Here is an 11,858-nt window from a genome sequence, read left to right as displayed (position 1 = left end):
TCTTACTTCCCTACCCGGTAGGTCGATCGGAACGTGACGGCGGTGGCGTCCTCGGCCACCCAGTCGACGTGGGTGCGGGTGCGCTGCGGGTCGTCGGCCGGGCCCGGGCCGGGGCGGGCGACGAACCGCGCCGCCGCACCTGACGTCGTGTGGGTGCCGTTCAGGCCGGCGCCCCACCCGGTGCGGACCGTGCCGTCCGGGTCGGTGCGCACGGTGAGCGACACGTCCGGGCGCAGGTGCGCGGCGATCCGCCGGGGCCGGTCGGCCGTGACGGACAGCTCGTCGCGCAGCGTGCCGTCCGGGGTGAGCACGACGCGCCGCACCGCGCTCACGCCCTCGTAGGCGGTACCGCAGGCGACGGTCACCTCCTCCGCGCCGACGCTCACCAGCTCTCCCGTGCACTCGGCCTGGTCGAGGGCGTCGACGGAGAACGTGGGGTGCGCCGCCGTGGACGCGTAGTACCGGCGCCAGTACGCGTGCCCGTACGGGACCTGGCCGGGGTCGGGCTGCCAGGGCGCGTTCTCGCCGTAGAGGTAGAGCGACAGCGTGTCCAGGTGGCCGTGGGACCCGCCGTGCGGCCCGTAGTCGAGCACCGCGTGCACGCCGTTGCCGTGCAGCAGCGCGTAACCCGCGTCCGGGTGCACGGTGACGGGGCGCCGGGCGGCCGGGGTCAGGTCCAGCTCGGCGAGCTCGCGGTCCCACTCCGCGCGCCGGTACGGGCCGTCGTGCAGCGACGGCAGCAGCCCGCCCGGTACGACGAGCTCCCGCAGCACGCGGGCCATCGCGTCGATCCGCGCCCGCACGGTGGCCGGCACCTTGACCCCCGGCACGACTGCGATCGCGTGCCGGTAGGCCCGCAGCACGAACGAGTGGTAGTAGGTGCTCGCCTCCCACTCCCACCCGTCGGGGTGGGTGGAGGTGAGGACGTGCGCGAAGATCCCGTGCGGCCCGTCGAGCCACTCGGGCTTGCCGGTGCATGCAGCGCCCGCCGCGTCCAGCCATGCGGTGTAGTTGGAGCGGAAACGCCCCTCGGCCACCAGGGAGTCGCGGGCGATCCGGGCCGCCTCGGCCAGGCCTTCCGTGAGCTCGGGCACCGGGTCGCCGAGCAGCCGCGCGGCGCGCCCGATCGGCACGGCCCAGATCGCCTCGGTGAGGGCCTGCTGGAACAGGCGCCCGCGCAGCATCCAGCCGGCGGCACCGTTGTGGCCGGTGGCGCCGAGCGCGGTGTAGCGGTCGGCGTACTCGCGCAGCAGCGCGACGGCGCCGGCCCGCTCGTCCGCCGATCCCCCCGCGGCCGCGAGGATGGCCCGCGCGCACGCCTGGTGGGCGAGCACGGTCCACGCGCCGCGCACGTCGGGGGTGTCGACCCGGCAACCGTGCGCGCACGGCGCCCCGCCCTCGGGGAACTCGCCGGTCAGCAGGCCGGCGTGCTCGAGCTCGACCCCGTGGGCGGGGCAGACGTAGTGGTGCCACCACCCACCCCGCTCGCCCGGCAGCACCGCCGGCGCCACCGGGCTCACCGGTACCCGACGCCCCCGTCGATGTCGACGGTGGTGCCGTTGATGAACGCGGCGGCGTCCGAGCAGAGCCAGACCACGGCACCGGCGACGTCTTCGACGGTGCCGCCGCGGCCGACCCCGATGCCGCCGACCATCGCCTTCTGCGCCTCGGGCGGGGTGAACGTGTCGTGGAAGGCGGTGCCGCCGATGAAGCCGGGGGCGAGCGCGTTGACCGTGATCCCGGCCGGGCCGAGCTCCTTGGCCAGGCCCTTCGTCAGCCCGACGACCCCGGCCTTCGACGCGGCGTACACGGCAGCGCCCGCGCCGCCGCCGTTGTGGGCAGCGAGCGAGGCCATCGTGACGACCCGGCCCTTGGCGCCGGCCGCGCGCAGGTGCGGGATCGCCGCGCGCACCGTGCGGAAGGTGGACCCGAGGTTGACCTCGACCACCTTCGAGAAGTGCTCATCGGTCATCTCCGCGACCGGCGAGCGCCCGATGAGGTGCCCCGCGTTCGTGACGACGATCTCCAGGCCGCCGAGGAAGCCCACGGCCTCGTCGACGAGGCGGTCGACCTCGGCGCTGACGGTGACGTCCGCACCGATAGCGGTGGCCTTGCGCCCGAGTGCGCCGATCCGCTCGACGACCTCGGCCGCCGGCCCGGCGGAGTGGCCGTGGTGCACGACGACGTCGGCGCCCGCGGCCGCGAGCCCCTCGGCGATGCCCGCGCCGATGCCGTGGCCGGCGCCGGTGACCAGGGCACGGCGGCCCGTCAGATCGAAACTCACGCGATCTCCCTTACTACTTGCTCGATCCCATTACTTGATCCCCGCAGTGGCGAAGCCCTGGACGAAGTATCGCTGGGTGAACAGGAACAGCACGATCATCGGCAGCGTGGCGAGCACGGTGCCGGCCATCATGTACTCCCACAGCGTCTCGTCGACCTGCTGGAACGCGGCCAGCCCGACCTGGATCACCCGCAGCTCGTCGCTCCGGGTGACGATGAGCGGCCACACGAAGTTGTTCCAGCTGTTCTCGAACGTGATCAGTGAGACCGTCGCGATCGCCGGCTTCATGAGCGGCGTCATCACGCGGGCGAAGATGCCGAACTCGCCGAGGCCGTCCAGGCGCGCGGCCTCCTCCAGCTCGCGCGGCAGCGACAGGTAGAACTGGCGGAACAGGAAGATCGCGAGCGGCGTGACCGCCCCCGGCACGATCAGCCCCCACCACGAGTCGAGCCAGCCGCTGCCGCCGCGGCCGAGGAAGTCGTTGCCGCCGAAGAAGGGCATGGTCTTCGCGATCAGGTACTGCGGCACGATCTTGGTGAAGGTCGGGATCATCATCGCCGCCAGCACGAGCATCAGCAGCAGCGAGCGTCCGCGGAACGGCAGCCGGGCCAGCGCGTAGCCGGCCATCGCCGCGAGCGCCACGTTGATCGCGGTGTGGGTCACGGCGATCACGAGGCTGTTGCGGAAGTACGTGCCGAACGGCGCGAACTGCAGCGCGTCCGGGTAGTTGACCCACTGCCACACCGACGGCAGGACCGTGGGCGGGTAGGCCATGACCTCCGCGTGCGACTTCAACGAGGTCAGCACCATCCACACGAACGGCGCCACCATCAGCAGCGACAGCACGACCAGCGCGGCGTGCAGAACGACCCGCCCGGGCCGGGGCGCACCCCCCATCCGCCCCGGCCCGGGCGCCCCCGACGCAGGCGCCACCGGTTCGGCCGACGTGCCCTCAGGCAACATCGTCCCTCCCGGTGAACCGCCTGCCGATGATCGTCAGCACCAGCAGGAAGACGAAGAGCACCACGCTCTGCGCGCTCGCCGTGCTCATGTCGAAACGCTGGAACGCCGACTTGTAGATCTCGTAGGTCATCACGGTGGTCGCGTTGGCCGGGCCGCCCTCCGGCGTCAGCACGTAGAACTGCTCGAACACCTGGAACGAGTCGATCAGCGAGACGACCAGGACGAAGAAGGTGGCGGGCCCGAGCAGCGGCAGCGTGATCGCGAAGAAGCGGCGGACGGGCCCCGCGCCGTCGATCTCGGCGGCCTCGTACAGGTCGTGCGGGACGCCCTGCAGCGCGGCGAGGTAGATGACCATCTTGAGCCCGATGCCCTTCCAGACGCTCATCAGGATCACCGAGGTCATGGCCCACGCCGGGTCGGAGACCCACGCCGGGCCGCGCACCCCGAACCACGACAGCACCCAGTTGAACAGGCCGATGTTCGGCTCGAACATCCACATCCAGACCAGCGCGATCGCGACGGTCGCGGTGATGTGCGGCATGAACACGGCGGTGCGGTACCAGGCCCGGGCCCGCATCCTGGTGTTGAGCAGCACGGCGATCACCACGGCGACCGCCATCGCCACGGGCACCGTGAAGAACGTGTAGACGACGGTGTTCCAGATCGCCTTCCACCACACCGGGTCGCGGAAGATCGCGACGAAGTTGTCCAGGCCGGCCCAGGTCATGGTGCCGGCGAGGATGTCGTAGTGGGTGAAGGCGAGCACGAAGGTCGCGACCGTGGGGATGCCGATCCACCACGCCAGGTGCACCACGGCCGGGGCGAGCATGAGGTATGCCGCCCGCCGGCGCTCGCGCCCGAACGGGCGCTGACGCCGGTGCGCCCCGGCCGCCACGCGGGCGGCCGGGGGTGCCGTGGTCGGAGCCGCCATCGCTCAGCTTCCGGCCAGCGCGGCCGACGCCTCGGCCGCCAGGTCGTCGAGGGCCTGCTTCGGGGTCTTCTGGCCCAGCATCGCGCTCTCGACCGCCGGCTTGAACTTGTCGCGGATGTCGAGCCACTGCGGCACGCCGCCCTCGGAGTGCACGCTGTCGAAGTGCTGCATGGCGAACTGGATCGCCTTGTTCTGCTGCACGAAGTCCGAGGACTCGAGGGACTTCAGCCCCGGGATGTTGCCGCGCTGCTGGTTCGCGGCGAGCGCCGGACCCTCGGACGCCATGAACTCGGCCAGGGCCTTCGCGGCCGCCGGGTGCTTGCTCTGCGCCGCGACCGTGGCGAGGGTGCCGCCCTGGAACACGGCGGGGCGCTCGTCCTGGATCACGAAGAACCCGAGCTTGTCCTGCGCGATCAGGTCGGGGTTCTCCTTCTGGATCGCGGTCCAGAAGTTGTGGTGCCCGACCATCATCGCGACGCGGCCCTGCGCCATCACGTTGCCGGTCTTCGAGTTGGGCTCGGCCCACCCGATGTCCTCGCTGCGGTCGACCTGGATGACATCGGTCATCGTCTGCAGCGCCTCGACCCCCGCGGGCGAGTTGAACGCCGGTGCGCCGTCCGGGCCGAAGAGCTCGCCGCCCGCGGCCCAGAGCATGGTGAGGAACTCCTGGCGCGGGTCGATGCCGAGCACGTCCAGCCCGGCGACCGCGAGCGTCCCGTCGGGGTTGCGCTGGGTGAGCCGCTTGCCGTAGTCGCGCAGCTGTCCGAAGTTCTTCGGCGGCTCGGTGATCCCGGCCTGCGCGAACAGGTCCTTGCGGTAGAGGCCGATCCGGGTGTCCATCATGATCGGCAGGCCGTAGACCTTGTCCTGGTAGAGACCCGGGGACAGGGCGCCCTCGTAGTACTGCGACGCCAGCTGGGCCGGGTCCTTCTGCAGGTCGGCCAGCACGCCCTTCTCCGCGAACGGCGGGATCCAGCCGGCGCCCATCAGCATCACGTCGTAGGGCTGGCCGCTCGCGATCGACGTGGTGAGCTTCTCGTTGAGCTTGCTGTAGGACGTGTAGTCCGGCTTGACGGTGATGTCGGGGTACTGCTGCTTGAACGCGGCGAGCTGCTGCTCCAGGACCGCGTGGCCGTCGGCTTCCTCGAAGATCGGCGTGAGCATGGTGATCTCGCCACTCTCGGCACCGTCGCCACCGCCGCCCGGCGCGGGCCCCCCGCACGCGGCGAGGGCCACGAGGCCGGCCGCCGCGACCGCCACGGTCCGCAGGACCGACCGGTGTCGGATGGTCATCTCTGAGCTCCCCTCCACTGCGATGTGGATCGGCCGGATGGGTGGCGCTCACCACTGCAACGTTGCACCATTGCAACGATGCACCAAACTAGGTGCGCCATCATGCCCTGTCAACGATCGACATCGGGCGGGGATGTGGACAGTCGAGGAGGCGCGGTGAGTGTCACGATCCACCAGGTCGCCGCGGAAGCAGGCGTCTCGCCGAGCACGGTGTCGAACGTGCTCAACGGCCGGTCGGACCGGATGCTGCCCCAGACCCGCGAGCGCGTGGAGGAGGCTATCGCCCGGCTCGGCTACCGCCCCAACGGCCCGGCCCGGTCGCTGCGCACCGGCCGCTCCCAGGCGCTCGGGCTGGTGGTCCCGTCGGTGGCCAACCCGTTCTGGGGCACGTTCGCGCGCCACCTGGAGGCGGCGGCACTGCAGGCGGGCCAACGGGTGCTGCTGTGCAACAGCGAGCGCGACCCCGCCCGGGAGCGCGACTACCTCGAGGAGCTGTGGGCCGACGGCGTCCGCGGCGTCGTGCTCTGCTCGTCGCTGCCGTCGCTGGACCACGTGCGCCCGCTCGTCGAGCAGGGGCTCACCCTCGTCGCCTTCGACCGCACGGCCCAGGCCGGCGACCCGGCGTCGCTCGTGAACATCAGCGTCGACAACGCCGTCGGGGCCGAGCTCGCCACCCGGCACCTGCTGCAGCTCGGCCACCGCAGGCTCGCCTTCGTCTCCGGCTCGCTGCGCAGCGTGAACCGCCGCGCCCGGTTCCGCGGGTTCGAGGCCGCCCTCGAGGAGTTCGGCCTCACCGCCGACGACACCCTCGTCTGGTCCGGCGCCGCGGACCACGACTACGGCGACCTCGACTTCCCCGACCTCGGCCGCTCCGCCGCCCGCGAGCTGCTCGGCACCGGCCGCCCGCCCACCGCCATCGTCGCGATCAACGACATGTGCGCGCTCGGCATCATCGCCGGCGCGCGCGACGCGGGCCTGCAGGTGGGCACGGACCTGTCCGTGGTCGGCTTCGACGACATCGTGCTCGCCGACCTCGCCTCCCCGCCCCTCACCACCATCCGCCAGCCGCTCCCCGCGATGGCCGACGCCGCGTTCGCCCACCTGCGCGCCGGCGTCGACCGGAACGGCGGGGCGGCCAACGGCAGTGCGACCAACGGCAGCGCGACCAACGGCAGTGCGACCAACGGGAGCGCGGCGGGCGGGAGCGCGGCGGGCGGCGGCTCCCTGCTCTTGCGCCCCGAGCTGGTGGTGCGCAGCTCCACCGGTCCGGCCCCGCGCGCCTGAGCCCCGGCCCCTCGTGAGTGGATACGAGTGCTGGAACACTCCTATCCACTCACGGGGCAGAGGGGGTCAGCCTCGTCGCGACCTCGTTCGCCGCCGCGACCACCTCCGCGACCGCGGGGTGCAGCAGCCGCCCGTCCCGCTTCACCACCCGGCCCGCGACCAGCACGGTGTCGACGAGGCCCGGGTGCGCGTTCACCGCCAGGCCCACCGGGTCGTGCCCGCCCGCGGCGCCCACGGCGTCGGTGCGGAGCAGGACGATGTCGGCCTGCGCGCCCGGGCGCAGGGAACCGATGCGGTCCGCCATCCCCAGCGCCGTGGCGCCACCGAGCGTCGCGGCCGCCACGACGTCGGCCATCGGCACCCGCTCCCCGCCGGACGCGTCCACGCTGAGCAGCGCGGCGCGCATCACCGAGAACATGTCGCCGGGCACGGTGGTGACGACGTCGACGCCCAGGCCGGTGGGCACGCCGCGCGCCCGGGCCCGGCCCAGTACCGGTGCCCCGTGTCCCATCCGCGCCTCGACGGCCGGGGTGATCGACAGGGCGCCCCCGGTGCCGGCGATCAGGCCCAGCTCGTCGTCGGGCAGCGAGTTCCCGTGCACGTACAGGGTGCCCGGCGCGACGATGCCCAGCTCCCGCAGCAGCGCGACCGGACGCGGAACCTCGGGACTCGCGCCGATGTGCACCGCGACCCGCAGGCCCAGCTCGCGCGCGAGGTTCCAGTCGGCGACCGCTTCCTCCACGCCCCCGTGCGTCGGGCCGAGTGCGGCCAGCATCATCGTCACCAGGCCGTCGTCGCCGGGCAGTACCTCCTGCCGCACGCGCCGCACGTCGCCCGGCCGCCACGGCTGCGGCTCCGAGAGGACCGGCCGTCCGTACCCGAACACCGCCCGCACGCCCGCGGCCTGCAGCCCCTCCACGACGGCGGCGGCGTGCTCGGGTGTGAAGGCGATGTGCGCGTGGTCCTGCACGGTCGTGACGCCCGCGTCGAGGCACTCCAGGCCGGTGAGCAGGCTGGCCGTCGCGACGTCGTCCGGTCCCAGGGCCCGCGCGAGCCGGCCGGCGACCCGTTCCAGGTAGCCGCCCAGGTCGACGTCGAGGGCGCTGGCCCGCAGCACGGACTGCCAGCCGTGGCGGTGGGTGTCCACGAAACCCGGGAGCACGATCCGCTGCCGGGCGTCGACCACGTCGGCCCCCGGCACCACGAGCCCGGGGCCCACGGCGGCGATCCGGCCGTCGACCACGTGCACGTCGGTGTCGCGCAGGACCACCGGATGCGGACGCATGTCGATGACGCACCCGCCTCTGACGAGGAGCTCGGCCATTCTCATCCCCCTCTTTGAGTAGCTTTCCGTAAAGCTATACCATAAGAAGATGGTGCGCTTCACCGATCCCGCCGACGAGCTCATCGCGGCCTGGCAGTCCGAGCTCCCCGACGTGCTCGGCCCGGAGACCGAGCTGGTCAAACGGGTCACCCTCCTCGCGAGGACCCTCGGCGACGCCGTCGACGCCGAGCTGCCCGACCTCGGCCTCACCCCCGCCGAGTTCGACGTCCTCGCGGCGCTCCGCCGGGCCGGCAAGCCCTACGCCTGCCGGCCGAACGACCTCACCCGCGCCCTGCTGCTGTCCTCCGGCGGCACGAGCAACGTGGTCAACCGCCTCGCCGCCCGCGGCCTCGTCGCCCGCATGCCCGATCCGGACGACCGCCGCGGCACGCTCGTGGCCCTCACCGCCGACGGTGTGGCGCTCGCCGAGGAGGCCGTGCGCACGAGCACCGCCTCCCACGCCGCCGTGCTCTCCGCCGTCCCCGAGCCGGTGCTCGCCGCCGCCGCGGCCGCGTTGCGCGAGGTGTTCGCCGCGGTCGGCACGATCCGCCGGCCGGGGGCGCCGGCCGCGCGCAGGCCCCGCCGGCCGGGCCCGGGGTGACGGAGTCGCTAGCCTCTCCCGGGTGCAGGTCGACCACGACGCAGGGCGCACCGCGTTCCTCGACGGGCTGCACGCGCTGCGGGTCGTGGCCGACGGGCTCGACGACGACCAACTGCTCGCCACCAGCCGCTGCCGGGGCTGGACCGTGGGCGACGTGCTCGTCCACGTGCACCTGGGCCTGCACGAGATGCTGCTCGGCGTCGTCAGCCCCACCGACCGTTGCCCCGACACCGATGCCGCGAGCTACTGGAGCGCCCCGGCCGGGCCCCAGCCCGCGGCCGGCCCCGTGGGTCACGTGCGGTTCGTCCGCACGATGGGCGGGGCCTACCGGTGCCCCACCGGGATCGTGGCGCACCTGCGCCCCACCGCCGACGCCCTCGTCGCGGCCGTCGACGCGCTGCCCGACGGCGCCGTCGCGATCCAGGGCCGCACCATGCGCACCGGGGACTTCCTGGCCACCTGGGCGCTCGAGCTCGCCGTCCACCACCTGGACCTCGGCGTCGAGCTCACCCTCGAACCCCCCGCCCCGGCCGCCCTGACCGCGGCCCGGGCCGTCGTGGAGGAGCTCGCCGGCGGCCGGCTCCCCTGGGACGACGAGACGACGGTGCTGATCGGCACCGGCCGCGTGCGGCCCGACGAGGAACAGTCGGCAGGGGCCGGCCTGCTCGCCGCCCGACTGCCCGTCCTCGGTTGAAAGTCGCGGCGGGCGAGAACGCGGCCCCGCGGGGCCGTTCTCCGACTGCGGCCTCACGCCTTCGCGGCTACCGTCATGGGGTGTGCGGGGGCGTCTGATCCTTCGATGCGTCGGGCTGCTGCTCGGCCTCTGCCTGCTCGCCGGCGTGCTCGTCGCCGGCGTGTCCTATCCGCTCGCCGCCGGCGCCGGAATGGCCGCCAACCAGGCCAGCGACAGCCTCAGCGGCCTGTCCACCGAACTCATCGACGGCGCGCTCCCGCAGACCACCACCGTCACCGACAGCCGCGGCACCCCGATCGCCCACCTGTTCGCGCAGGACCGCGAGCTCGTCACGGCCGACCAGGTGGCGCCGGCGATGATCGCCGCGCTGATCGCGGTGGAGGACCGCCGCTTCTTCGAACACGGCGGCGTCGACTGGGCCGGCACCTTACGGGCCGTGCTCGCCAACACCGCGTCGGGCGACATCGAGCAGGGCGCCTCCACCCTCACCCAGCAGTACGTCAAGAACTACACGCTCTACGTGCTGGCCGGGAGCGAGACCGAGCGGCTGCAGGCCGTCGAGCAGACGCCCGCGCGCAAGCTGCGCGAGGTGCAGATCGCGATGCAGCTGGAGCAGCAGCTCACGAAGAAGGAGATCCTCACCCGCTACCTCAACACCGTGTTCTGGGGCAACGGCGCGTACGGCATCGCCGCCGCGGCCCGCACGTACTTCGGGGTGACGCCCGACGAGCTCACGATCCCGCAGGCCGCACTGCTCGCCGGGATGGTGCGCAGCACCAGCGGGTTCGACCCGGCGCGCCACCCGGAGGCCGCGCACGAGCGGCGCGACCTCGTGATCCGGCTCATGCAGGAGCAGGGCATGATCGACGACGAGCAGGCGCAGGCGGCGCTCGCCAGCCCGCTCGGGGTGGTCTCGCCGCTCGACACCCTGCCGAACGGTTGCATCGGCGCCGGCGACGACGGCTTCTTCTGCAGCTACCTGCTCCACTACCTGGCCGCGGCCGGGATCTCCCGCACCCAGCTCGAGCGTGGCGGCTACACCATTCGCACCACCCTCGACCCGGACGCGATGGCCGCCATGACCGCTTCGCTGAAGGCTCAGGTGCCCCCCGACTCGCCCGACGCGGCCAACGTCATGTCGATCGTGCAGCCCGGCGCCGACGCGCACCGCGTGCTGGCCATGGGGTCCAGCCGCGTCTTCGGCCTCGACGCCGCGGCGCACGAGACCAGCTACGGGCTGCCGTACGAGCCGGTGAACCTCGGCGCGGGCTCGACCTACAAGATCTTCACCGCGGCCACGGCGCTGGAGAAGGGCCTGGGCATCAACACCCAGATCGAGGTTCCGCCCGGCGGGTACGCCTCGCCGATCTACCGGGACGGCGCCGGCCGCCCCATCCCCGTGGAGAACGCCGGTAGCTACCCCCCGCGGCTCTCGCTCACCGACGCGCTGGCGCAGTCGCCGAACACCGCGTTCATCAGGCTGGAGGAGTTCACCGGCGTCCCGCCCGTCGTCGACATGGCGGTGCGGCTGGGCATGCGTTCGCTCGCCACCACCCCGTTCGTCGACCCGGCCACCGGACGCCCCACCGACCGCTCGATCGCCGAGGTCACCAAGGCCCAGAACCAGGCGTCCTTCACCCTCGGCGTCACCCCCACCAGCGTCTTGGAGCTGGCGAACGTCGGCGCCACGCTCGCCAGCAGCGGCAGGTGGTGCCCGCCCACGCCCATCGAATCGATCACCGACGCCGCCGGCAACGCCGTGCCCGTGCCGGAGGCGGCGTGCGAGCAGGTCGTCGAGCCCGGGCTGGCCGACACGCTGCTCACCGGGCTGTCCAAGGACGACCAGCCGGGCGGCACGGCCGGCGGCGCCGCCGGCCAGTTCGGCTGGACCCGGCCCATGGCCGGCAAGACCGGCACCACCCAGGTGCACCAGTCCGCCGCGTTCTTCGGGGTGGTGCCGCAGATGGCCGGCGCGGTGATCACGTTCGACAACTCGTCCAACCCCCGGCCGCTCTGCGACGGCCCCGGCGCCCCGTTCGCCTGCCGCAGCGGCAACATCTTCGGCGGCAAGACGCCGGCCCAGACCTGGTTCGGCACCATGACGCCCCTGCTCGCCGGGCAGCCGTTCGAGCCGCTGCCGCCCACCGACCCGCGCTACCTCGAGGGCGGTGCGGCCGCCCGCGTCCCCGACGTCATCGGGCGCACGGAGGCCGACGCCAGGGCCCGGCTGGACCGGGCCGGCTTCCCGGTCAAGAGCGGCACGGTCGACAGCGCGGCACCGGCCGGCACCGTCATCGGGCAGTCCCCGCGGGGCACGGCGCTGCCGGAGGAGACCGTGGTGCTGCAGATCAGCAGCGGATCGGTTCCGCCGCCGCCCCCGCCGCCGGGCGCGGGCTGATCCCCTACGGGTGTTCCCGTACGACGGGGGGCGTAGGGGAACTACCTCCGCCGAGCCGACGCGCCGGCCCCGCGTGCGGGCCAGCA

At 73.3% G+C, this 11,858-nt stretch carries 10 protein-coding genes; 4 read left to right on the top strand and 6 right to left on the bottom strand.

Annotation, left to right across the window (positions count from 1 at the left end; genetic code table 11):
• Positions 1 to 2 precede the first annotated feature (2 nt).
• The 5 genes from ACU436_RS13515 to ACU436_RS13495 are packed head-to-tail and all read right to left on the bottom strand — an operon-like array spanning position 3 to position 5,471.
• On the bottom strand, positions 3 to 1,511 hold the full coding sequence (locus ACU436_RS13515; RefSeq protein WP_459025073.1) for a heparinase II/III domain-containing protein: 1,509 nt from the start codon (positions 1,509 to 1,511) through the stop codon (positions 3 to 5).
• 5 nt (positions 1,512 to 1,516) lie between these two features.
• Positions 1,517 to 2,284 (bottom strand): SDR family NAD(P)-dependent oxidoreductase, encoded by a 768-nt coding sequence (locus ACU436_RS13510; protein WP_459025071.1) that lies wholly within the window; start codon positions 2,282 to 2,284, stop codon positions 1,517 to 1,519.
• Positions 2,285 to 2,314: 30 nt separating this feature from the next.
• The gene (locus tag ACU436_RS13505; RefSeq protein WP_459025070.1) at positions 2,315 to 3,247 is read right to left on the bottom strand and encodes a carbohydrate ABC transporter permease; all 933 of its coding nucleotides are present in this window, start codon (positions 3,245 to 3,247) and stop codon (positions 2,315 to 2,317) included.
• Positions 3,237 to 4,178, bottom strand: a complete 942-nt coding sequence (locus ACU436_RS13500; RefSeq protein ID WP_459025068.1) for a carbohydrate ABC transporter permease — start codon at positions 4,176 to 4,178, stop codon at positions 3,237 to 3,239. Before ACU436_RS13500 ends, ACU436_RS13505 begins: the two co-directional genes overlap by 11 nt.
• A gap of 3 nt (positions 4,179 to 4,181) precedes the next feature.
• Positions 4,182 to 5,471, bottom strand: coding sequence for an ABC transporter substrate-binding protein (locus ACU436_RS13495; RefSeq protein ID WP_459025066.1), 1,290 nt, complete (start codon positions 5,469 to 5,471; stop codon positions 4,182 to 4,184).
• Between the two features lie 156 nt (positions 5,472 to 5,627).
• On the opposite strand from ACU436_RS13495, the gene ACU436_RS13490 reads away from it, so the two are divergent.
• Entirely contained in the window at positions 5,628 to 6,755 is a 1,128-nt protein-coding gene (locus tag ACU436_RS13490) for a LacI family DNA-binding transcriptional regulator (RefSeq protein WP_459025064.1), read from the top strand.
• Positions 6,756 to 6,804: 49 nt separating this feature from the next.
• Here ACU436_RS13490 and ACU436_RS13485 read toward each other — a convergent pair whose 3' ends face one another.
• Complete coding sequence (locus ACU436_RS13485; protein WP_459025062.1) at positions 6,805 to 8,079, bottom strand: amidohydrolase family protein; 1,275 nt, start codon at positions 8,077 to 8,079, stop codon at positions 6,805 to 6,807.
• 49 nt (positions 8,080 to 8,128) lie between these two features.
• On the opposite strand from ACU436_RS13485, the gene ACU436_RS13480 reads away from it, so the two are divergent.
• From ACU436_RS13480 to ACU436_RS13470, 3 genes are all read left to right on the top strand, one after another.
• On the top strand, positions 8,129 to 8,680 hold the full coding sequence (locus ACU436_RS13480; RefSeq protein ID WP_459025060.1) for a MarR family winged helix-turn-helix transcriptional regulator: 552 nt from the start codon (positions 8,129 to 8,131) through the stop codon (positions 8,678 to 8,680).
• A gap of 22 nt (positions 8,681 to 8,702) precedes the next feature.
• Positions 8,703 to 9,374, top strand: a complete 672-nt coding sequence (locus ACU436_RS13475; RefSeq protein WP_459025058.1) for a maleylpyruvate isomerase family mycothiol-dependent enzyme — start codon at positions 8,703 to 8,705, stop codon at positions 9,372 to 9,374.
• An 82-nt stretch (positions 9,375 to 9,456) separates the two neighbouring features.
• The gene (locus tag ACU436_RS13470) at positions 9,457 to 11,772 is read left to right on the top strand and encodes a penicillin-binding protein (RefSeq protein WP_459025056.1); all 2,316 of its coding nucleotides are present in this window, start codon (positions 9,457 to 9,459) and stop codon (positions 11,770 to 11,772) included.
• Positions 11,773 to 11,858: the final 86 nt, after the last annotated feature.

This window comes from Pseudonocardia wallangbongensis (genome assembly GCF_054486945.1).
This window is presented reverse-complemented; position numbering and strand designations above follow the sequence as displayed.

What these genes read in the sequence shown, in the direction of transcription:
- ACU436_RS13505 (WP_459025070.1), bottom strand. Translation starts at nt 3,247, where the DNA reads ATGTTGCCTGAGGGCACGTCGGCCGAACCGGTGGCGCCTGCGTCGGGG.
- ACU436_RS13500 (WP_459025068.1), bottom strand. Translation starts at nt 4,178, where the DNA reads ATGGCGGCTCCGACCACGGCACCCCCGGCCGCCCGCGTGGCGGCCGGG.
- ACU436_RS13495 (WP_459025066.1), bottom strand. Translation starts at nt 5,471, where the DNA reads ATGACCATCCGACACCGGTCGGTCCTGCGGACCGTGGCGGTCGCGGCG.
- ACU436_RS13485 (WP_459025062.1), bottom strand. Translation starts at nt 8,079, where the DNA reads ATGGCCGAGCTCCTCGTCAGAGGCGGGTGCGTCATCGACATGCGTCCG.
- ACU436_RS13480 (WP_459025060.1), top strand. Translation starts at nt 8,129, where the DNA reads ATGGTGCGCTTCACCGATCCCGCCGACGAGCTCATCGCGGCCTGGCAG.